Annotated in this window: 18 protein-coding genes and 2 pseudogenes; 12 read left to right on the plus strand and 8 right to left on the minus strand. The window is 39.8% G+C overall.

What is annotated here, in order from left to right; all coding sequences use genetic code 11:
• The first annotated feature begins 2 nt into the window (after positions 1-2).
• The 12 genes and pseudogenes from V7K61_RS15730 (at position 3) to V7K61_RS15785 (ending at position 15,796) form a co-directional block, all read left to right on the plus strand.
• Positions 3-1,163 carry a phage late control D family protein gene (locus V7K61_RS15730; RefSeq protein WP_335054446.1) on the plus strand — a complete coding sequence of 387 codons (1,161 nt, stop codon included), beginning with the start codon at positions 3-5 and terminating at the stop codon, positions 1,161-1,163.
• Positions 1,160-1,711 carry a phage baseplate assembly protein V gene (locus tag V7K61_RS15735; protein WP_335054448.1) on the plus strand — a complete coding sequence of 184 codons (552 nt, stop codon included), beginning with the start codon at positions 1,160-1,162 and terminating at the stop codon, positions 1,709-1,711. The genes V7K61_RS15730 and V7K61_RS15735 overlap by 4 nt, the downstream gene beginning before the upstream one ends.
• Positions 1,711-2,115, plus strand: coding sequence for a GPW/gp25 family protein (locus V7K61_RS15740; RefSeq protein ID WP_335054450.1), 405 nt, complete (start codon positions 1,711-1,713; stop codon positions 2,113-2,115). The genes V7K61_RS15735 and V7K61_RS15740 overlap by 1 nt, the downstream gene beginning before the upstream one ends.
• Positions 2,112-4,646, plus strand: coding sequence for a putative baseplate assembly protein (locus tag V7K61_RS15745; protein WP_335054452.1), 2,535 nt, complete (start codon positions 2,112-2,114; stop codon positions 4,644-4,646). The genes V7K61_RS15740 and V7K61_RS15745 overlap by 4 nt, the downstream gene beginning before the upstream one ends.
• Positions 4,643-7,525 carry a putative baseplate assembly protein gene (locus V7K61_RS15750; RefSeq protein ID WP_335054454.1) on the plus strand — a complete coding sequence of 961 codons (2,883 nt, stop codon included), beginning with the start codon at positions 4,643-4,645 and terminating at the stop codon, positions 7,523-7,525. The genes V7K61_RS15745 and V7K61_RS15750 overlap by 4 nt, the downstream gene beginning before the upstream one ends.
• Positions 7,522-10,059 (plus strand): hypothetical protein, encoded by a 2,538-nt coding sequence (locus V7K61_RS15755; RefSeq protein WP_335054455.1) that lies wholly within the window; start codon positions 7,522-7,524, stop codon positions 10,057-10,059. The genes V7K61_RS15750 and V7K61_RS15755 overlap by 4 nt, the downstream gene beginning before the upstream one ends.
• A gap of 11 nt (positions 10,060-10,070) precedes the next feature.
• Positions 10,071-12,461, plus strand: a complete 2,391-nt coding sequence (locus tag V7K61_RS15760; RefSeq protein ID WP_335054456.1) for a DUF6519 domain-containing protein — start codon at positions 10,071-10,073, stop codon at positions 12,459-12,461.
• Between the two features lie 203 nt (positions 12,462-12,664).
• A pseudogene (locus tag V7K61_RS15765) lies at positions 12,665-13,180 on the plus strand (transposase); the annotation flags it as partial.
• Positions 13,181-13,565: 385 nt separating this feature from the next.
• Positions 13,566-14,171: a hypothetical protein gene (locus tag V7K61_RS15770; RefSeq protein WP_335054458.1), complete on the plus strand. Its 606-nt coding sequence runs from the start codon at positions 13,566-13,568 to the stop codon at positions 14,169-14,171.
• Positions 14,168-14,938 (plus strand): HIRAN domain-containing protein, encoded by a 771-nt coding sequence (locus V7K61_RS15775; RefSeq protein WP_335054460.1) that lies wholly within the window; start codon positions 14,168-14,170, stop codon positions 14,936-14,938. The genes V7K61_RS15770 and V7K61_RS15775 overlap by 4 nt, the downstream gene beginning before the upstream one ends.
• 61 nt (positions 14,939-14,999) lie before the next feature.
• Positions 15,000-15,377 carry a hypothetical protein gene (locus tag V7K61_RS15780; RefSeq protein ID WP_335054462.1) on the plus strand — a complete coding sequence of 126 codons (378 nt, stop codon included), beginning with the start codon at positions 15,000-15,002 and terminating at the stop codon, positions 15,375-15,377.
• A gap of 5 nt (positions 15,378-15,382) precedes the next feature.
• Entirely contained in the window at positions 15,383-15,796 is a 414-nt protein-coding gene (locus V7K61_RS15785) for an HNH endonuclease (RefSeq protein WP_335054464.1), read from the plus strand.
• 45 nt (positions 15,797-15,841) lie between these two features.
• Here the strand turns inward: V7K61_RS15785 and V7K61_RS15790 are convergent, their stop codons facing one another.
• From V7K61_RS15790 to V7K61_RS15825, 8 genes and pseudogenes are all read right to left on the minus strand, one after another.
• Entirely contained in the window at positions 15,842-15,949 is a 108-nt protein-coding gene (locus tag V7K61_RS15790; protein ID WP_442936318.1) for an IS1/IS1595 family N-terminal zinc-binding domain-containing protein, read from the minus strand.
• Between the two features lie 9 nt (positions 15,950-15,958).
• Positions 15,959-16,282 (minus strand): annotated as a pseudogene (locus V7K61_RS15795) (DUF1257 domain-containing protein); the annotation flags it as partial.
• Positions 16,283-17,268: 986 nt separating this feature from the next.
• Complete coding sequence (locus V7K61_RS15800) at positions 17,269-17,907, minus strand: Uma2 family endonuclease (RefSeq protein WP_335054466.1); 639 nt, start codon at positions 17,905-17,907, stop codon at positions 17,269-17,271.
• Positions 17,898-19,085, minus strand: a complete 1,188-nt coding sequence (locus tag V7K61_RS15805) for a VWA domain-containing protein (RefSeq protein ID WP_335054468.1) — start codon at positions 19,083-19,085, stop codon at positions 17,898-17,900. Before V7K61_RS15805 ends, V7K61_RS15800 begins: the two co-directional genes overlap by 10 nt.
• Complete coding sequence (locus tag V7K61_RS15810; RefSeq protein WP_335054470.1) at positions 19,075-19,989, minus strand: AAA family ATPase; 915 nt, start codon at positions 19,987-19,989, stop codon at positions 19,075-19,077. Before V7K61_RS15810 ends, V7K61_RS15805 begins: the two co-directional genes overlap by 11 nt.
• A 48-nt stretch (positions 19,990-20,037) precedes the next feature.
• Positions 20,038-20,691, minus strand: a complete 654-nt coding sequence (locus V7K61_RS15815; protein WP_335054471.1) for a hypothetical protein — start codon at positions 20,689-20,691, stop codon at positions 20,038-20,040.
• On the minus strand, positions 20,646-21,095 hold the full coding sequence (locus V7K61_RS15820) for a hypothetical protein (protein ID WP_335054473.1): 450 nt from the start codon (positions 21,093-21,095) through the stop codon (positions 20,646-20,648). Before V7K61_RS15820 ends, V7K61_RS15815 begins: the two co-directional genes overlap by 46 nt.
• A gap of 47 nt (positions 21,096-21,142) precedes the next feature.
• On the minus strand, positions 21,143-21,259 hold a 117-nt coding region (locus V7K61_RS15825; protein ID WP_335054481.1), incomplete at its 5' end, for a transposase.

Below are 21,259 nucleotides of genomic sequence, written 5' to 3' on the forward strand. Positions count from 1 at the left end.
TTATGCCTGACTCAGATATTCGTCTAAAACTCATGATTGGTAGCACCATACCAACACCTGCGCCTTATGAAGTAATAGACGCGCTGATAGACTTAGAAGTGACTCAACAAGACCGCGATCGCAGTGCCTTTCAAATGACCTTTAGTCTTAGTAAAGAATTAAAAAACTTTTCAGATTATTGGTTACTTCAAAAAGATATTTTGAATCCTCCGAATCGAATTGTTATTCAAATCATAGTTAATGTAAAAGTCGGTGTAAGCCGTAGTCTTCAAAGCCCTATATTAATTGACGGCATTATTACCGATCATCAAATTGCCCCAAGTAATCAACCAGGGGAATCAAGGCTAATAGTTACTGGTGAAGATATTAGTCTTATGCTCGATCTGGAAGATAAAAATGAAACCTACCTAAACTTATCTGATTCTCAAATTGTTAAGCAAATTTTACAAAAATATAAAGTTAGATATGGGCTGACATTAGATGTACAAGATACTACTAGAGATTTTTCACCCAAAAAAGAAGAACAAATTACCACTCAGCAAAGTACAGACTTACAGTTTATTCAGAAACTAGCTCTACGTAATAGTTTTATTTTTGAAATCAAGCCCGATAAAACTCCTGGAAAAAATATTGCTTATTGGGGTGAGGAAAAAAAGAAAGTTACTCCTTATCAACCAGCATTGTCAATGAACATGGGGGCGTTTACCAATGTAAATTCATCTATAAGTTTCAATTTTAATGCTCTAGAATCTATTAAACCTCAAGCATCAATTAGCGATGAGAAAACTGGAACATCAATTTCGATTCAGGTTCCTAAATCGCCCGGTCAAGCTTTAGCTAACAAGCCTGCTAAATCATTACGAACAGAAGTGCTACGTTCCACCAATAAACTCGAAAAAATCCTAGCTCAAAAGGAAACCGAATTATTGGCTAGCCGTTCGCAGGAAAATGCCGTAACTGCTAGCGGGGAAGTAGATACTGTTCGCTATGGTTATGTCTTAGAAGTGCGTCAATTGGTGGGAGTGCGGGGTGTGGGAAAAACTTACGGCGGTTATTACTACGTCAAACAAGTAACGCATCGCATCAAGCGTGGCGAATATAAACAAAGTTTTACCTTGAAACGTGAGGGACAAGGTGCAACAATTCAGATGTTAAAAGTATGAACCAATCAAAACTTGATACTTATGGAAGTATAAATCAACAAAGACCTTCTTTTTACGGCAAATACCGAGGCGTAGTATCTGACAATAGCGACCCGTGGAAGATTGGTCGCGTGCAAGCAAAAGTGCAAGAAATTTTTGGCAACGATCCTAGCGGTTGGGCATTACCTTGCGTTCCCTATGCTGGGCAAGGAGTTGGGTTATTCCTCATTCCACCCAAAGGTGCTTTAGTGTGGATTGAGTTTGAAAACGGAGATCCAGACTACCCAATTTGGAGTGGCTGCTTTTGGGCAGATGAAAAGGTTCCAAACATAGTACCCGCTAATTCTTATGACCCAGAAACCAAGGTACTTAAAACCGATATTGGCAGGATTGAAATCAATGATAAACAAGGTAAGCAAAGCATAATTATTGAAGCCAAAATCGGGAAGCAAACTATGAAAATAGTGATGAATAGTTCGGGAATTGAAATCAACAATGGAAACAATGCCACTGTGAATCTGAATGGTAATAAGGTATCGATTAACAACTTTGATTTGGAGGTGACTTGATGCCAGAATATCTCGTAAATCTGCCCAGGCAAAGGAATGTCATCAACATCGATTTTCCCTTCCATTTTGATAGAAACTATCACACCGCCAGCACCAGCGATGAAAATCAACACATCCGCGACTTAATTGAACAACTACTGTTTACTACTCCTGGCGAACGAGTCAACCGCCCAGATTTCGGCAGTGGTGTATTGTCTTTAATTTTTGCACCCAATAGCCCGGAACTAGCAACAGCTATGCAAATTACTATTCAAGCATCTATTGAGCAATGGTTGGGCGATTTAATCGATCTGCAAACTTTGGAAGTAACAAACGTTGATTCCAGCCTTTACATAGTGGTGGAGTATTTGGTGCAAAGTTCTGGGGAGACACAAACAGCTACTTTTAGGACGACAGTGCCATGAATAGCCACACCTTAACTTCCCAAAACGAACAGCGCCGCCAAGAAATCCGCAGGCAAAGAAAAAACGGGCTAGATTATGTAGAAGTTAGCGATGATTTGCGATCGCTATATGTCTATTTTTTAGGTTCGATACCAGAAAACCTGAAAAAAGAGAATCTTTTGATTGAAGGCGGCCAGCGCATCCGCCATCTTCATGTGACTAATTTACAGGTAGAAAGTCCTCAAAATTGTGAGAGTTACTTAACAGTTAATCTTGACCAAACTGGCGATTTCTCTGTGTATACTTTGCGCTTGGTGTCATTAGATGAACAGGGCAAACCCACAGATCAACCATATCCCAATTTTGACCCGCGCTACTCCCAAGTAAAATTTAAATTCCGAGATGGGATCTGTAACACTGACATGGATTGCTTGCAACAGCAAACTTCTCCGCCAACACAATTAGTTGAACCAGCTATCAACTATTTGGCTAAAGATTATGCTAGTTTTCGCCAGTTGATTTTAGACCGCCTCTCCCTAGTAATGCCGGATTGGGAAGAACGTCATGTTCCCGATTTAGGAATTACTTTAGTGGAAATCCTCGCTTATGTTGGCGATTATCTCAGCTACTATCAGGACGCTGTAGCCACAGAAGCTTATCTAGAAACTGCCCGCCAACGGATTTCTGTTCGCCGTCATGCCCGTCTGATCGATTATCCCATGCATGAGGGTTGTAATGCACGTACTTGGTTGTGGCTGGAGACAAGTATTGATATTTCCCTGGAAACAAAAAATTTCTACTTTATTACTAATTATAAAAACGCGCCTCCCTTTGGCACTATCTTAGAAGATATTCGCCACCTAGATGATGTTCCTCCTAACAGTTATGAAGTTTTTGAACCGCTAACGCCCTTACCGATTCATCTCTACAACGCTCATAACAAAATCCTATTTTATACTTGGGGCGATGGTTCATGCTGTCTTTCTTATGGTTCCACAAGCGCTACATTAGTAGATGAATTTATACAACCCACACAGCCAGAGTGGGCAAATTCCTCTTCCCAACTTGAACATCAGCGAAAATTGCATCTAAAAATTGGTGACATCCTAATTTTTGAAGAAATTAGAAGTCCGAAAACAGGTATCCCAGAAGATGCAGATATGAAGCATCGCCATGCTGTACGCTTGACAAATGTCAAGGCAAGTGTAGACGAACTTTACAATCAGCCAATTGTAGAAATCGAATGGGCAGAAGAAGACGCATTACCTTTTCCCCTTTGTATTTCGGCAATAGTCCCACCAGATTGTCAGCTAGTTGATATTAGTGTTGCCAGAGGCAATGTGATTCTAGTCGATCATGGACGCACTATTGAACGGGAAGATTTAGGAACTGTACCGGGAAAAGAGATAATTCACGAGTGCGAAGAGGAAGGCGAACCTAGAGAAATTTTAGTAGTTGGCGATCGCTTCCGTCCTACCTTGCAAAAAACGCCTTTAATTTTCAGTCAACCTCTGTCTAGAAAAAACCTCACCCAAGATGCTAAAAGTCTCTTAATTCAAGACCCCCAGCAAGCATTACCCCAAATCCAACTTAGGAGTACTGGAAATCACTCTACTTGGACTCCCCAATACGATCTCATAGACAGCAACAACGAAGATCAACATTTTGTTGTGGAAATGGACAACGATGGACAAGCTCACTTGCGTTTTGGAGACGGTGAATTAGGAATAAAACCAGCACCCAATACTCACTTCCAAGCAACTTACCGGGTAGGTAATGGACTTGCAGGTAATATTAGTGCTGAAGCGATTTCTTATATTGTTTTTCACAATGAACCAATTAGTGGTTCGACATTGCAGCCACACCAGCCCTTAAGCGCTCAAGGTGGGACAGCACCCGAACCTCTATCTCAGGTGAAATTATATGCACCGCACCTATCTCACAAAAAATTAGAGCGTGCCATTACTGCTGATGACTACGCACAATTAGTAATGCAACATTTCCCAACAAAAGTTCAACAAGCAACAGCCACCTTACGCTGGACGGGCAGTGGGTATGAAGTCTGGGTGACAGTAGATCCCTTCAACAAAGAAACGGTAGATCGCAAATTACTGGAAAATATTACCACAGACCTAGAAAAATATCGTCGCATTGGTCATGATGTCATCGTTCAACGAGCAGCATACGTCTGTTTAGATATAGCGATGAGAGTTGATGTCAAATTTGACTATTTGCGCGGTCATGTCAAAGCTGCTTTACTGGATATTTTCAGTAACCGGATTTTAGCTGATGGTCGGCGTGGTTTTTTCCATCCCGATAACTTGACTTTTGGGCAAGGAATTGCATTAAGTCAGATTGTAGCTCAAGCTTATAGTGTTCCAGGCGTTGAAAGCGTCTCTATAACTAAGCTAGAACGTCTTTTTGCAGGTGACAATCACGAGATTGAAGCAGGTTTTTTACCCATTGGTTCTTCGGAAATTGCCCGACTCGACAACAACCCCAACTTTCCCGAAAACGGTAAATTTACACTCGATTTGCGAGGTGGCAGATGAAATTAAGTTGTAGCTGTAACTGTCATAACTATAAACCAAGCGATCGCTCTAGTTGTGGTTGCTGTGAAGGTGTCCAAATTATCACTCCCACATCAGTAGCAAATCAACCTGGTTTTTCTACCCTAGCTTATCGAGTTGGAACCCATGCAAGCTTTTTCGAGACAATGAAAGCGCGTCTGGGTGAGAGCAAGTTTCCCTCACTCAAACATCTAAAAACCCGCGATCCTCAAGACACGTCTTTAGCTCTACTAGATGCTTGGGCTACTGTCGCAGACGTTCTAACATTTTATCAGGAACGCATAGCCAATGAAGGTTACTTACGTACTGCGATTGAGCGACGTTCCTTAGTAGAATTAGCTCGATTAGTAGACTATGCACATAGTCCCGGTGTTAGCGCCAGCGTTTATTTAGCTTTTACCCTAGAAGATGGTTACAATTTGGAAATTCCTGTTGGTTTGAGTAGCCAGAGTATACCTGATTCTAACGAATCGCCGGAATTTTTTGAAACATCCGAAAAACTGCGAGCTTATGCCCAGTTGAATCAACTCAAGCCCCGGATGAGTCAACCACAACAAGTTAATTCAACAACCGTTACCGAAATTGATAAGATTTATTTAGATGGTATAAATGCGAATCTCAAACCTAACGATCCACTTTTACTGATCTTTGGTGATGCTAAACAATTCATTCGCAAAATTAAAATTATTGAGCCTCAAGCAGAGGAAAACCGGACAAAAATGACATTACAATTACTACCAAAAGTTACACAAAAATTAACTAATAAAAATTCAGTAAATACAATAGAAGAAAGAATAAAACAATTAATCAAACTGCCATCCTTACAACCTGCCAATGCTCTAGAACTTGAGCGGACAAAACAACAGATTTTCTCTCCCGAAAATATTGATATGAATTTTCGGTTAATTAATAATACTTTAAATCCCGCTTCAAACACAGCAATATATCAAATTTTAACCAACAATAAAATTAATTTTGCTAATCAGTTAAACCGAATTGAGTTTTTAGGAATCAAAGCTGCACCTTTCGGACATGACGTAGCTTTGAAGCCGATTTTTGACCAGCAAGGGCGAATTGAAAAATATGAGGAATGGCAAATTGCAGATGTAAATGAGTCAATATCAAGCTCCTCTAGCACACTACCATCAGAATTACGAAATATCTTAGCCTTAGATGCTCAATATGATGGAATTACACCTGGAAGTTACCTAGCGATTGAACGTGTAGATGTTAATGAAATTGAGATTTATCAAGTAATAAAAGTTGAAAACATCTCTAAAATTGCCTATAACATAGTAGGAAGAATTACCCAACTCACTTTAGATAAGCCTTGGTTAAAAGAACAGGATATATCTTTAGATGTCATGCGTAAAACCACAGTGTATCTCAAGAGTGAAGATTTGAATTTGGTGGAAAAACCAGTTGACCTTAAAGATGCACCAAGCGATCAAAATTATATATCTGACCAGATGGAAATTGAACTAGACAATCTCTACGAAAATCTCCAACCTGGACGTTGGTTAATTATCTCCGGTGAACGCAGTGATATATCTGATGTCAACGGTGTCTGGGCTAGCGAAGTTGTTATGTTAGCTGGGGTGAGACAAGATATATGTGCGAATTTATCCAATGACAAACCCCATACATTCCTAAAATTTGCTAAACCTTTAGCTTATTCTTACAAACGAGAGACTGTTACTATCTATGGCAACGTAGTCAAAGCCACTCATGGCGAGACTCATACTGAAATACTGGGCAGTGGTGATGGTACTAAAGCAAATCAACAATTTACTCTATCACTACCGCCCCTTAGCTATCTACCAGCACCTATCCCTAGTGGCGTTGCTAGCACCTTAGAAGTATATGTTAATGATGTCCGTTGGCAAAAAGTAGAAAATTTGATTGACTTAAGTCCAACAGACCACGCCTATATCACCCACACTGATAGTGATGGCAATACAACTATTATCTTTGGCAATGGTGAACATGGAGCTAGGTTGCCTAGTGGGATTGAAAATGTCAAAGCAATCTACCGCGCTGGCACTGGCAAAAGTGGTAATGTTGCAGCAGAAAAAATTAACCAACTAGCAATGCAACCTCTAGGTTTGAGTGGCGTACTCAACCCCATAGCAGCAACAGGAGGCGCAGACCCAGAAAGCGATTATGAAATACGCCGCAATGCACCCGTTGGCATAACATCTCTCAACCGTGCAGTTTCCGTGCAGGACTATGCCAATTTTGCGCGTACTTTTACTGGAATTGGCAAATCAAATGCTCAACGTCTTTCAAATGGTTCGGAGCAAATTCTGCATATTACCATCGCTGGGGCTGATGATATTTATATTGATAGAAATTCAGATTTATATCGTAGTTTCGTACAAGCATTATACCAGTTTGGCGACCCCTATCAGTCACTAAAAATAGATATACGGGAACTAATGCTGTTAATTATCAGCGCTAATGTGCGAATTTTAGCAAATTATCAATGGTCATTTGTAGCACAGGAAATTCGCACTGCTTTGTTCGATAAGTTTAGCTTTAAAAATCAGGAATTAGGAGAAAATATTGTCCTCAGCGGAGTTATCAGCACGATTCAACAAGTACCTGGCGTAGACTACGTGGATGTAGATATTTTAGATAGCGTTTCCGAAACTGAAGCCCAAAATCCAGGCATTTTAAATACCAAACTTCAAGAATTGGCAAAAGTAGGCAGCACTCGTGGAAATGGACAACCAAAACAATGGATTCCTGTAAACTTGGCTGTTTTTGATTCAACAATAAATCAACTTTTCCCGGCTCAATTAGCTATTCTCAACCCGAAAGTACCAGATACACTAATTCTGAAGGAGTTGAAATCATGAGCAATTCCCCAGACCGTCTTTATGAACTGTTGCCAGCCGTTTACCGCATACGTGATGCAGAACTTGGCTATCCCCTACGGGATTTATTACGTGTCATTGCTGAACAAGTAGATATTGTTGAAGCAGATATTACTCAACTCTATGAGAACTGGTTTATTGAAACTTGCCAAGATTGGGTAGTACCATACATTGGTGATTTAATTGGTTATCAAAGCGTTCATAGTTCTGGTACAAAACAGCAAGATAACAAGATTTTAAATCCTCGTCGGGAAGTAGCAAATACTATTCGTTATCGACGGCGCAAGGGGACGCTAGCTTTATTAGAATTGCTGGCTGATAAAATAGCTGGCTGGCCGATACGAGTTGTAGAATTTGATCGGCTAGTTAGCAAAACACAGCATATCAATCACCTACGTTCGTCAACCTCAACAACATTAAATCTGCGTCAGGTGGATGGAATCACAAAGTTAAATAGCCCATTCGATGAATTAGCTCATACAGTAGATATCCACCATATTTCTTCACAAGAGCAACCTGGAAAGTATAATACTCCAAATATTGGTATTTTTGTTTGGCGATTAAAAGCTTATTCTATGACTGTCACACCAGCTTTTTGTTTGGAAGAAGTTAGCTCTAACTGCTACACATTTAGTATTACGGGTAACGACACTCCGCTTTACACTCGTCCCCAATTAGCAAAAGATGCAACCCAAATTGATTGCGAATTAAATTTACCTATTCCCATTCAACGGCAAGTTTTGCAATCTCACAAAAGCGATTATTTTGATTCAAACCCAAATCCAGAAGAATTTACCAAAAGTTTGCAAGTCTGGAAAGGTGTTGGCTCAAAACTGCATCTAATCTCTCCAGAGCAAATTATTATTGCCGATCTGGGCGATTGGAATTATCAACTAGAGCAAGACTATATAGCAGTTGATCCAGAATTAGGCCGAATGATTTTTCCGATCCGCCAGTTACCAAAAAATGGTGTTTGGGTTTCTTATCATTATGGTTTCAGTGCTAATATTGGTGGTGGCGAATATGACCGAACTTTGTTAGATTCTACAGCACATTTCTTACTTGATGTTGGTGATATTCAAGAGCCAGCAATTTTTAGCTCACAACAAGATGCTTCTGCATTATCCGAGTTTTTGCGATCGCAATTTTCCAGTGATACCCAAAGGCTTTTGGATGTCTACACCAGTCCTCCTCCCGAACCAGCTTTAATTGCAGCTTTGCTCCTAGAGCTAAATCAATTACTTTTAGGTAAAAGCCTTTATGATGAACAACGTTTTGCGTCTATCACCTTGAGTGCCAAAACTAAACGTTTGGTTCAGCAAAATCTCCAAGGTAAAGAACTGATTCGCTGTAATCGTTTGCTATTAGAAGAAGCTTTTCCATCTCAAATCAGAAAGCATTATGCTCATTACAGCGTCAGTCAAACTTCACGAGGGTATTATCAAACTATTACTGAAGCAATCTCACAGTGGCAGCGAGACAAACCCCATAATGCTGTGATTGAAATTATTGATAGTGGTGTTTATGTAGAACGAATTAATATTGAACTGGAAAACAATCAAAGTCTGCAATTACGTGCAGCTAACCACAAGCGTCCGGTGATACGCATTCTCGATTGGAGAACTTCTTTAGGTGATGCTTTAAATGTTACAGTAGAGTCAGGAAGTTGCTTTGTTCTCGATGGTTTATTGATTACTGGTCGGGGAGTGCATATAGAAGGTAATCCTACTCAATTTGGAGATTATTCTACCTCTATTATGCAAAAACCAGCTGCGATTATTATCCGTCATTCTACATTAGTGCCGGGTTGGTCATTACATTGTGACTGTGAACCCCGACGTTCTAGCGAGCCAAGTTTGGAGTTATTTAATATCAATGCGTGCGTAACGATCGCACACAGTATTATTGGCTCCATTCAGGTTAACCAAGATGAGCTAGAGACTGACCCTTTACCTATAAATATTAGTGATAGCATTATAGATGCTATCAATATAGAAGGTGAAGCGATCGGTGCAGTGGGTTATTCTATAGCCCATGTGCGGTTGACTATTGCACGTTGCACAGTCATTGGTCAGATGCAAGTACATGCAATTGATTTGGCAGAAAACAGTATTTTTAACGGCATTATATTCGTTGCTCGTCGTCAACAAGGTTGTATCCGTTTCTGCTACGTGATGCCCAACTCACGCACACCACGTCGGTATAATTGTCAACCTGATTTAGTGGAGCAAAAGATTAGACAAGAAACTGAACTAGAGACAGAACAGTTAGATACAAACCTGCTTGTCATCAGACATCACTTACGACCTCAATTCAACAGTATACGTTATGGCACACCTACTTATTGTCAGTTAGCGTCAACCTGCGCTGATGAAATCAAACGTGGCGCTGATGATGAATCAGAAATGGGTGCTTTTCACAATCTATATCAGCCTCAAAAAGAGGCTAACCTACGCATCCATTTAGATGAATATACACCCGCTAATACTGAAATTGGCATTATTTACGCTAGCTAAAGAGGATTGTTATGCAAGGAGAATTTAGAGGCGATTTTACTCGTGATACCTACGACAAAAGCAAGCACTTCCTTCGAGTATTGATGCAACAAGGTAGAGTGCAATTAGATGCAGACTTCAACGAACAGACATCGATTTTACTAAATCGCCTGCAAACTTTGGCTAAAGATATATTTGGACTACAAGGTGGCCCAGAGCAGAATTGTGGTTTTGAATTTATCGCCACTGAAGAGCAGATTAATAATATTAATAACCTGAATGATGAAGAAAAACATGAATTAAAAAAACGGCTCCAATGCCAAAGCTATTTAATTAGCAAAGGCAATTATTATGTAGATGGTATACTTTGTGAAAATGAGGAATTTGTATCTTATCTTCAGCAGCCAGATTTTACGCCGGAAGTTATAGATCCTTGTAAAGTTCAATTAAATGGAGCAACATATCTTGCTTATCTTGATGTTTGGGAACGACATATAACTCCGATTGAAGATCGTGACGACTTCAAAATTAATATTCGTGAAGTTGCTTTAGGGGGAGCAGATACAGCAATTCGCTCTAAGTTAGTTTGGCAAGTCAAGCTCAAACAATTAAAAGATAATCAAGATATTGAAACGGTTGCCAAGCAAGTTAGTAAGGATCGTGACTATTTTCAGAGTGTGCTAGGTCAAGAATTATTGAAGCCTGGAAAAGGCGAAATTATTGCCAGAATTACAAAGCCTAGTTCTACAGGAATAAACGATCCATGTGTTATTCCGTTTAATTCCAAATTTCGTGGTGCTGAAAACCATCTTTATCGGGCGGAAATTTTTAAAGTTTTTACTGCTAAGAACACTAATCAACTATCATTTGTTTGGTCACGCGAAAATAGCTCAATTGTTTTTCCTATTGTGACATCTACTGAGAAAAATTCCTCAGTACTTGTATTCAAGCTAGAACATTTAGGGAAAGACAAAAATTCTAGTTTATCAGCAGGTGATTGGGTTGAAATCATCAATGATGATTATATACTTGGAGATAGCGATCGCCAACTACTAAAAGTTGAGCAAGTGGATCGCATTGAGAATCAAGTCATTCTCTCAGGAGATAGCAAGAGCAACACATTGCTTCCAGAAAAGCACCCTCTATTACGCCGTTGGGACTCTAAAGAAGTCGAAGTAAATTTATCTGAAGGGAGTAATAAATGGTTCCCCCTTGAAGATGGAATTGAGATTCAATTTCAAGTAGATACTCAGAATAACTTTTATCAAGTAGGTGATTATTGGTTAATTCCTGTCCGAACAGCTACTGGCAATGTAGAATGGCCTAAACAAAAAAACAAAGAAGGAAAATTAGAGCCTCAACCTCAACCACCGCATGGTATAGCGCATTATTATGCACCTCTAGCAGTATTTTTAGGTAATCCTAATAATGTAACAGTTTATGATTGCCGAAGAAAGATTGGTAGTCAAGAAAGCACTATATCACCTATAAGTAATAAAGATAATAATCCTATACTAGCGAATTCTCAGGAAAATCCTGCAACACCTATTAATCAGAAAGAAACCACTACACAAGCAATAACAGAATTCAATCGCATAATCAATGCTAGTTGGCATCACGATCAAGTTTTAGAAGCTACTATTGCAGAAACACAGGAAAATTCTAACAATGTTACAGAGGATCAATTATTTAATTTAAAATCTCAGAATTTAAGAAATTTGTTTACTAAACTAGGTCTAGTAATTCAGTTTCAAAAACCAGTAAGAATTGATAGTTTACATAAGAGTAGTATATCTGTTTTAGCTCATACGGATAATGTATTGAAAGGTGAAGTATTTTATATATTGCCAATGAAAGTTGAGCCAGTTCAAGTTACGAAAACTGAAATAAAATCTATCCGTTGGGCAATAGGCAATGATATATTAGATAGTAATATCAATCTAATTACAGAAGTTGAATCTTTGACAAGTGAAAATACTGCTTATACAGAAGCTGTTAGATTAATTACGCCTGATGATTGGTCGCAAAAAGCTGTCTTTCACCAAAGTAATATCTATCAGTTTACTGTCTCATTGCATGGCGACTGGATTATGAATGAGGAACCATTATTTGATAGCGAAAAATTTAATTTACAAGGATATTTAAATAAAGGGATGATTCCTGATGGATTACGTCAGCAATTTCAAGAAAAAGGAATTTCCCTTTCCCCAAATATTATTTTGTTTACGGAAAAAGAAAATTTAAAATGGCGGTTAGTCGATGGAGGTAAAATTTACATTCTTAAACTAGATAACAATAAATTAACAGTTAGCAAGATTCAAGCATTGGATGGTAACAATATTTGGCCTGGTGTTCCTGAGCGATTTAGTGGAAATGGCTCTGAAGGAGGTGACTGGGTAAGTATTATTCATATCAAAACTTGACTTGCAGAAATTGGCGCGAATGCAGGAATAAGACGGGATATTCAGAGAGTTCAGGGGATCATCTGATGCTATTCTAGGAAACGCTTAGAACAAACACGACACATCAGGCAATACCTGTGCCAAAAAAAGAGTATAAAGGGAGAGGGCTGATGTAGTAGAGTTATTGTCTTCCACAACGACAAGTCAAAAGCTACAATTCGCCCATGTTCGACATACTATCACTTTTACAATGCTTGCTACCGCAAAGAAATGCTACGACCATGCGGCAATTGAATCAGATAATCATAGCGATGTTAGCAATGAGCGGGCGAGTCACCATGTTGGGGATTTCTCGTTGGACAGGTATTGGTGGTAGTTATCGGACGATGTTGCGGTTTTTTCAGACAGTAATCCCTTGGGCGACGCTGTTCTGGTTATTCAATTGCTTGCATTTATTTCGTGTGAATGAGATATATTTGCTAGCAGGAGATGAAGTTGTAATAAGTAAATCAGGGAAACAAACTTACGGGCTGGATAGATTTTTTTCTAGCCTGGATAGCAAACTTATATTAGGACTATCTTTTTTTACATTATCATTAGTAAGTGTTGAGCAAAGATACTCATTTCCAATTCAGATAGAACAGGTCATAAAGAGTGATATAGAAAAAAGTAGGTCATCACCAGCTAAAGGAATAAAACCGAAAGAGAAACATCAGCGTGGACGACCAAAAGGAAGTAAGCCTATTTTATTAACTCAGATTTTTGCCAAGCTTACTGCTTTAGGTCGTATTCATCCCATTTCTACGGGCGTTGAACCCTCGTAAATTGGCAAAGGTATTGATACTAATTGATATAATTAAATTCATGCTATGCTAGCCTGCACTACTCAGCCTCCAGCTTTGACAAGACTTTCTGATAGTACTTGTCTGCCATTTCTTCTGCTTTTTCATACACACCCAACGGGTCTCTTAACATAAGCTGTTGCGTATTTAATTTGTATATGCGATGCGGGCAAGATGCCCGCACTACAATAATTTTACGTTTTCGTGTTATACAATTTAGCTGCACATCAGCTTATCACAAGGGGGGACGCTTGTTCATGGTAACGAGCTTCTTTCCTCAATTGTGCCGAACTACCCTGCGTTTGGGACTTATGGTATATCACAACATACAATAGATGTAGTGCTGAGGGCGATCGCAGGCGAATCTGTAAATTTACCCATTGATTGGACACCGCCCTCTGGCATCCAAACAGCAGTAGATGTGTTTGTTGGCTATCTTCTGCTAGATGCGTGGATTGGTAACGGCGATCGCCACCACGAAAACTGGGGAATTGTCCGAATGAAAACAGCATCGACTTCAGAAGAAACGGAACACCTAGCACCTACTTACGACCATGCTTCATGTTTAGGACGCGACCTCTCTGACTCTCAAAGACAGAAACGCTCAGTTGAGGCTTATGCAAACAAATGTTTCTCGGCGTTTTATGGCAGTGTTGATGATAGAAAGACTCTTAAAACTTTTGATGTGTTCTCACTGGTTGCTAATCGCTATCCCGAAGCTGCTTGTGTGTGGTTGGTGCAACTTGAAAATATTTACAAAGCAAATATTTTAGATATTTTTAATCGCATTAACCTCTCCCGCATCTCTCCCGAAGCCAGTAATTTTGCTCAATCCATTCTTGAAATCAATAAACACAAGCTAATTACCTTGAGGGAAACACTATCTTGAAGACAACGAAAACATTATTTTTAGCTTGGCAAGACCCTATTAGTCGCTTTTGGTTCCCCATTGGTCGGTTAACATTTGACCAATGTATCTATCAATTTGTCTATACCCAAGGTGTAAAAGAGGCTGAAGAGAAATCTGCTTTTAAAGCTTTGTCGTCCTTTCTACGCTTAGATGAAATCTATACATCAACTCAATTATTTCCAGTATTTGCTAATCGGTTAATGTCGCGATCGCGTCCCGATTACTCAAGTTTTATTGAATGGCTCAATATTCCGAATGATGAAAATGACCCAATTACAATTTTAGCCCGCAGTGGGGGCGAACGAGAAACAGATACACTCGCCGTTTTTCCTTGTCCAGAAGTTGATGAACAAGGACAATACCATCTTTACTTTTTCTCGCATGGACTGCGACATCTGCCAAGCAGTGCCATTGAGCGGATTAATCAGCTTGAATTTGGGCAAAAGTTATGGCTTGCTCACGAATTTCAAAATCTCTACGATTCTCAGGCTTTAATTTTAAACACCGAAGACCATTATATTGTGGGTTATTGTCCACGATATTTGCTTGCAGAAATTTTTGAGTTTCTGCGACAAAATTCTAACATAGAGGTGCAGGTAGAGCGTGTCAATAAACCTCCAACTCCGCTCCAATTTCGCCTGTTGTGTAAAATGAGTGTTGATGCGATCAATGATTTTCGACCCTTTTCCAATTCTCAGTATCAGCCACTTATTGCAGAGATGATGGCTGTGATAAAATCTACTTGAAAGGTAGCAAAGCTATAATTAGGATAAAAGACAAGCAGATAGCGCCGATGAAGAATCACATATGGCAGAATTAACGATTCAAATTTCTGATGAACTAGCTCAACGTTTAGAACCTCTGCAAAATCGCTTACCTGAATTGCTTTGGCAATTGTTAGACGTTGCTAATTTACCAACAAATTCTCAGCCAACAATCAAAACAGAGACGACAGATATTCCCGCAGTTTATCAAGAAGTTCTTGATTTTTTAATTAAGCGTCCAACTCCAGAAGAAATTATTGCTTTTAAAGTCTCACCTCAAGCTCAAACGCGGTTGTCAGAATTATTAGAAAAAAACCGAGCTGCAACACTTAGTCCAATGGAATTAGCTGAGTTAGATGTTTATGAGCAATTAGAACATATGATGATTTTATTAAAGGCACGAGCTTTAAAACGCGATTAGCTAAGATGACATCTAATTCAATTTCTGCGGAACTGCGTAAGCTTGTAATACAGAGAGCTTCAGAATGTTGTGAATATTGCCTAATACATCAGGATTTTTCAATTTATACCCATGAAGTAGACCATATTATTGCGGTAAAACATAGAGGTGAAACGACTGCTGATAATTTGGCACTTTCATGTTTATCTTGCAACCGTCATAAAGGTTCTGATTTTGCTACGATAGACCAAATTACTAAAGAAATTGTCCCATTGTTTAATCCCCGTCGTCAGGTTTGGGATGAACATTTCTATCTTGAACGTGCGAGAATTGAAGGGAAAACTCAGATTGGTCAAGGGACTGCAAGGTTACTTCAGTTGAATGTTCCTAATCGCCTACTTGAACGACAAGTGTTGATGAATCAAGGACTGTATCCGTAGAGGTAATTACATTGTTGAAAGATTTTATTTTGAGATTAGTGTTAGTTAAAAATTTGTAAATTGAGTTCCACAATTACGACAAATGTAGTTTTGTTTCCCATGCAAGTAACCATATTTGCCAATTTGAGTAGAAGTACATTTAGGGCATTTCATCTTTTTAGTAACACCACGCTGTTTGACTTCTGCCAAAGTTTTATTAACGGCATACTTCTGAAAGATGGAGTTGATTAGTTCCGTCTGATTGTGCTTTTGTGCAACGCCCCACAAGTCAGCGATTAAGTCATAAGAACCATCGGAATTTTGAGAAAAACCTATGTCACATTCGCCGTCAAGAACTGCAACAACATCAGAACGAACTCTTATATTAAAACCACGAACATCAGCCTCTGTTTTCACGACAATTCCCAAGTCTCGGAGAGTAGCTTTGAGAATTTCCGCATCTGTTATTTTGGTACGTAGGATACTAAAGTGACCCTGGTATCTAATATTTTCCCAATCAACATCTACAGCCTGACAAATTCTGATAAAATCATCTTCAGGAATTTTTAATCTATTCCAAAAGTTTTCTAAATTCTCTACTGAAGTTTTAGCAGCTTTAATCCAACGTTTATCGACTTTTTCCCAACGCCTTCTTTCTATAGCTTGTTCAATTATTCTTAATGCAGGTTCAGAGGCTTGAAGATAACGAATTTTAGGTTCTTTAGTTTCTAAAATTGCACTGATTATCTTTTCAGGAATAGGCAAACTTACACCAGCAACCCATAGCTGACTTTCTTCATCCAGAATTTCCTCAAATTGTTCAACCGCATTCTCTAGCTTGCCAAATATAAAACTCTTGGTTGCAAGTGAGTAAACCAATAAAGGCTCAAACCCAGCTTCCATGATAGGCTCCGCCAAAGTCTCCACGAAAGAAGCAAGCCGTAATACTTCTCCCACATCCTCCCCTGTTACCCTTTCACTCAACTTCTGCGCCAATTCTCGCGCTGCCTCATACGGCTTGGTATAAGCCAACGCCGTCCACTCCTGAGCTTGTGCTAAATCCTGCGTATCTGGATCATCCCCAACCAACGCTTGCGCCACATAATCCAGCAAAAACTCCCCCAATTCATCAAATCTTTCCTGTCCAAACTGCTCTTTCAATTCCCGCAACAACAAATTACGGTCAGCAATATCCATCTCATACATCTCATAACCCACCTGCCGACACAACCGCGACAGCAACACATGAGCTACCGCCGTCCAAGAGGCTTCAGGGACAAAGTTTGCCCAAATTTGGTAGAGTAAATCGGGTGTAAGTACCAAAGGAAACGCCGCATGACGAGCCAAGTTGCGGTGTGCTTCCCCAAACTGCTGGGCAAACCCTTCAACCCTTCTTTGGGCGATTCGTATTTCCCGCTCCTTGTTTGTGGTAGGCATCAAATAACCTCAACTGACTGCCATTGCAAATAACTCGTTCCAAATAAAAGGCACAATTAAATATTATCCCGCAGCCAATTTCTAAAAGCTTGAATTGCTTGGCTGCTACCAACAAATTGACTTTGCTGGACATATTGATTTACTAGCTCAATTATCGGAACATCTGGAAAAGTAGGACTGAAATTTGACTCTACATATTTTCCACCTTGCAAGACGTTAATTTGTAAGCCTTGTTTTCCATATCGCCAAAGTTCTGGTACTCCCAAAATTTGGTAATTATCCAATTGCGTGCGAGAAGTTAAATCAATTTCTATAGCTAAGTCTGGGGGTGGGTCTACACTTAAATTTATGCGATTTTTACCAATAACAGCCGCTTGATTTTGAATGTAAAAACAAGTATCCGGTTCTACTCCCTGACTCATTTTTTCGTTTTTTAGGGTGGTTGAACCTAAAGCATCATAATTGATACTTAGTTCATTCAGTAAAATTTTGACTATATCGCCAATAATTTCTTTGGCTTTTTCATGTTCGGGTAAGGGAACCATAATTTCTAAAAAACCATGACTATAAGAAATTCTGGCAGCGCGATGTTCTCCTAATTCCGCCAAAATATTTTCAAATTGCTGCCAGCTAACGTCCTCAAGTAACAGTTGCTGTCCCGGTTGAATCCTCAATTGTCTTAACTCTAATAGCATAAAGATTCATCCAACTCTTTTACTACAATATATCGACCCCGCAACACACTAATTGCCGCATTCATCCCCTGCGGACTCATTTCAAACATCGGCACAAAACGGGCAATTTCCCCAGCAGTTGTTTGTCGCCAGCATTCACTCGGCATCGGATTGAGCCAAGCATAATAACGCACCGACTGCTGTAACTGCTCAATCCATGCCTTAGTATTATCAACCCGTTCTTGGTCAAAATTCCCCCGTGCTGCGCCAGCATCGCTAATAATTAATACTGCCGCTCGTTCGCCAATTTCCTCCAACACTTCAGAAACAGCTTTGGCATCAAGCATTGCCGGATGACGGTACAAGTATTCATCCGGGTAGTCGTGAAAATAAAATACATTGGTTGTTTTCAATCGTCCTCCCCGTTCTGCCGTTTCCACTAACTGCCGCGATAAATCGTGAAATGGCACCATCGAGCCTTCCTGGTCAATTAGTAACACCAAATCAGTGCGATTTGTACGCGGACGCATCAGTACAGGTTGTAGTAAAATCCCCTCACGCCCAATTTTTGCCACCGTTGCTTCAATATCTAATTCTGTGGCTACTCCTTGGCGCACCGGACGACGCAGATAACGCCAGCATTGCTTCATTTGTCTTTTGGTAACAGGAAAATATTCTGTTAAAAGCATATAAATAGGGCGTTTCATTTCCCTATCTTTGCGACTATTTCGCACAGCTTGGACAGCTTGCACTGGTTCTGGTGTAATAGTGGGAGTTGTCTCTAAATCAGGTAACGGTTCATCAATTGAAGGTGCTTCAGATATTGATGCTTCGATTGAGGAAGATTGGGAATTTTCTTGTATAGATGAATGTGAAATTGAATTTGGTATGTCAGTTATTGATGGGTTTTGGTCTATGAAATTTTGGGAATTTTCTTGTGTAGGTGAATCATAATCTACTGGATGTGATTCAATTTGCTTCCACATCTGCTCAAATAACCGACGAATCAGGCGATTTTCCTCCTCAGATTTTGCCCATAACATACAGCAAAGCTGCTCTAATTCCTGTTTATTGCTAATTCCAAAACCCGCTTCTAAACTACGTACAACCACCAGATATTCTTCTACCCCCAACGGCAAACCATGCCGTTGTCGCAGGCTGTTAAAAATATCCAACAGTGGTAGTTCTTCAAGCTTCATATTTCAAATACCGCAAATGGTCTTCCCATTTCTTCAACAAAACTTCCGGAAAAGGTATTTCTCCCTCTAACTGCTTTAACACCTCATCTTCAGGAAATTGCCGCAACACTGCAAACCAATCTAGCAACTCACTGGTACTAACTTTTTTACCTGCTTTACCCTTTTCCATTTTCCGCCGCAATTCGCTAAAACGCTTCACCGCAGCTTCCACTAAATCAGAGGAAGATTCCGAAAAGTGTGACTTGACAATATTAGCTAACTGTGGGTAAGGAAACTGAATATAATAAAACAGACAACGCCGCAGGAAAGCATCAGGTAAATCCTTTTCATCGTTGCTGGTAACGAAGACAATAGGAGGGTAATTTGCTTTTACTTCTTCTCCCTTTTCTTCAATCGTAAATCTCTGCTCATCCAACTCTCGCAATAAATCATTGGGAAAGTCAATATCAGCTTTATCAATTTCATCAATCAGCACCACAGTGCGTTGTTCATTTTTAAACGCACGCCCCAAAGGCCCCAGTTTGATGTAATTGTCTAAATTCTCGACTTTGGAATTGCTAGCTTCCCCCATGCGAGCAAGTTGAGCATCGTGCAAACGACCAACAGCGTCGTAAGTGTAGAGTCCATCCCTGGCTCTGGTTGTAGACTTAATATACCAACTTTCGTAGGGTAAACCCAACTCGTAAGCCACAGCTTGAGCTAAAGTGGTTTTACCGCATCCCGGTTCACCTTTGAGCAACAAGGGGCGTTTTTCTAAGAAAATGGCAAGGTTAACTGCTTTAATAAGTTCTGAAGATGGCAAGTAAGGAGAAAGCCTATACTTTTGACACTCTTGGGGTGAAATTGGCTTGCCTGCATAATATTGCTTACCATTGGCGGTGAGTACACTTGCTAAATCAACCATTTCGCCAAGCCTCCTTCCCAACTATGACCGCAGTGGCAGCAAATTTCTTCATAAACTAAACTCAGGAATCCCGTTTTCTGACTTTTCAAACAATATTTGGGAAGTTAAATCAACATGCATTTGTAGTTTTGGTATTGTCACTACCCTATCAATTAACTCATCCAAGACATCTAGTGTAAATGGGCTGATGGGTGGTAAATGAAGGGGCATGAGAGGATAGCTTGGTTCATCATATTTCTGTGCTAGCAAAATATCCGATTTGCAAACGCTGCCATTATTATCTACCAGAAACATTAACAGGTGTGTATTCCTGTGTCTTGATGGGCAATGTTCTTCTACCCTAGCTACAAGCGGTTCCCAAAATTCCTGAAGCCACCCAGATAATACCCTTGGTTGCATATCGTTTACCCTGTCGAAAATAAAAATTACATCTTGGGTTAATAGGCGATCGCACACTCGTTCTATAATTTGATGTGATTGGGCATGTTTGGGTAAACCAAACCAGGAAGTAAGTTGTTGCCATAAATAAGGGAGACGACCACCTACAGCCCTTTGTCCGACATCAACTTTAATAGGTGATATATTTTTCCACTCGCGTTTGAGGTGAGATAAACGAGTTACCAAAAGTTGCTGTCCGCAATATTGCTCCCCGTGAATCAAAAAAGCTGCTGTTTGGTGCTTCTGTATAACTTCTTTGACCACAGGTACTTGGTGTTTGAAGTCAGCATTGAGTATTTCGTGAAAAGTAACCGAAATTGGATGTTGACAGCATCCTCATTTTGCGATTCTGATCCGGGTTTTGCTTTTCCTTGCACCAGCTTAATAGCTTCCCTGTGGTTGCTAATCAGTGGGGTTTGGGGAATTTTTGCTAAATCGTAGTATTTTTGTAGGCTCTGCTCGACGGAAACCGCAAGCGTCCGATTTGTAATCCAATCATCTTCTGGGACTTGATGTGGGTTAAGTCCTGCTAAAATCGCACCTGTTAGTACCCCATGTTTCCCATCTAACTGCTGATAAGCTACTTCATAATCGCGGGATGCTGCGATTAAAGAGCGATCGCACCCAGAACTTTGTCTTCCCAATTCGCTATCTTTGAAATTGAGCAATTCTCCAGCGAAACAGCAATCTAACCTTAATGGTTCTTCGGTTATTTTTATGGAGAATTAATAGTAAAGTGCCAATTTAATAAACTGCGTAATCGAAAATTGCTAAAGTTACGAAAGCCATATCCTAGTCTTTTAATTAACTTGAGTTTATTATTAATTCCTTC

Source organism: Nostoc sp. (genome assembly GCF_036918015.1).
GTDB lineage: Bacteria > Cyanobacteriota > Cyanobacteriia > Cyanobacteriales > Nostocaceae > Nostoc.

What these genes read in the sequence shown, in the direction of transcription:
- V7K61_RS15730 (WP_335054446.1), top strand. Translation starts at nt 3, where the DNA reads ATGCCTGACTCAGATATTCGTCTAAAACTCATGATTGGTAGCACCATA.
- V7K61_RS15735 (WP_335054448.1), top strand. Translation starts at nt 1,160, where the DNA reads ATGAACCAATCAAAACTTGATACTTATGGAAGTATAAATCAACAAAGA.
- V7K61_RS15740 (WP_335054450.1), top strand. Translation starts at nt 1,711, where the DNA reads ATGCCAGAATATCTCGTAAATCTGCCCAGGCAAAGGAATGTCATCAAC.
- V7K61_RS15745 (WP_335054452.1), top strand. Translation starts at nt 2,112, where the DNA reads ATGAATAGCCACACCTTAACTTCCCAAAACGAACAGCGCCGCCAAGAA.
- V7K61_RS15750 (WP_335054454.1), top strand. Translation starts at nt 4,643, where the DNA reads ATGAAATTAAGTTGTAGCTGTAACTGTCATAACTATAAACCAAGCGAT.
- V7K61_RS15755 (WP_335054455.1), top strand. Translation starts at nt 7,522, where the DNA reads ATGAGCAATTCCCCAGACCGTCTTTATGAACTGTTGCCAGCCGTTTAC.
- V7K61_RS15760 (WP_335054456.1), top strand. Translation starts at nt 10,071, where the DNA reads ATGCAAGGAGAATTTAGAGGCGATTTTACTCGTGATACCTACGACAAA.
- V7K61_RS15780 (WP_335054462.1), top strand. Translation starts at nt 15,000, where the DNA reads ATGGCAGAATTAACGATTCAAATTTCTGATGAACTAGCTCAACGTTTA.
- V7K61_RS15785 (WP_335054464.1), top strand. Translation starts at nt 15,383, where the DNA reads ATGACATCTAATTCAATTTCTGCGGAACTGCGTAAGCTTGTAATACAG.
- V7K61_RS15790 (WP_442936318.1), bottom strand. Translation starts at nt 15,949, where the DNA reads ATGAAATGCCCTAAATGTACTTCTACTCAAATTGGCAAATATGGTTAC.
- V7K61_RS15800 (WP_335054466.1), bottom strand. Translation starts at nt 17,907, where the DNA reads ATGCTATTAGAGTTAAGACAATTGAGGATTCAACCGGGACAGCAACTG.
- V7K61_RS15805 (WP_335054468.1), bottom strand. Translation starts at nt 19,085, where the DNA reads ATGAAGCTTGAAGAACTACCACTGTTGGATATTTTTAACAGCCTGCGA.
- V7K61_RS15810 (WP_335054470.1), bottom strand. Translation starts at nt 19,989, where the DNA reads ATGGTTGATTTAGCAAGTGTACTCACCGCCAATGGTAAGCAATATTAT.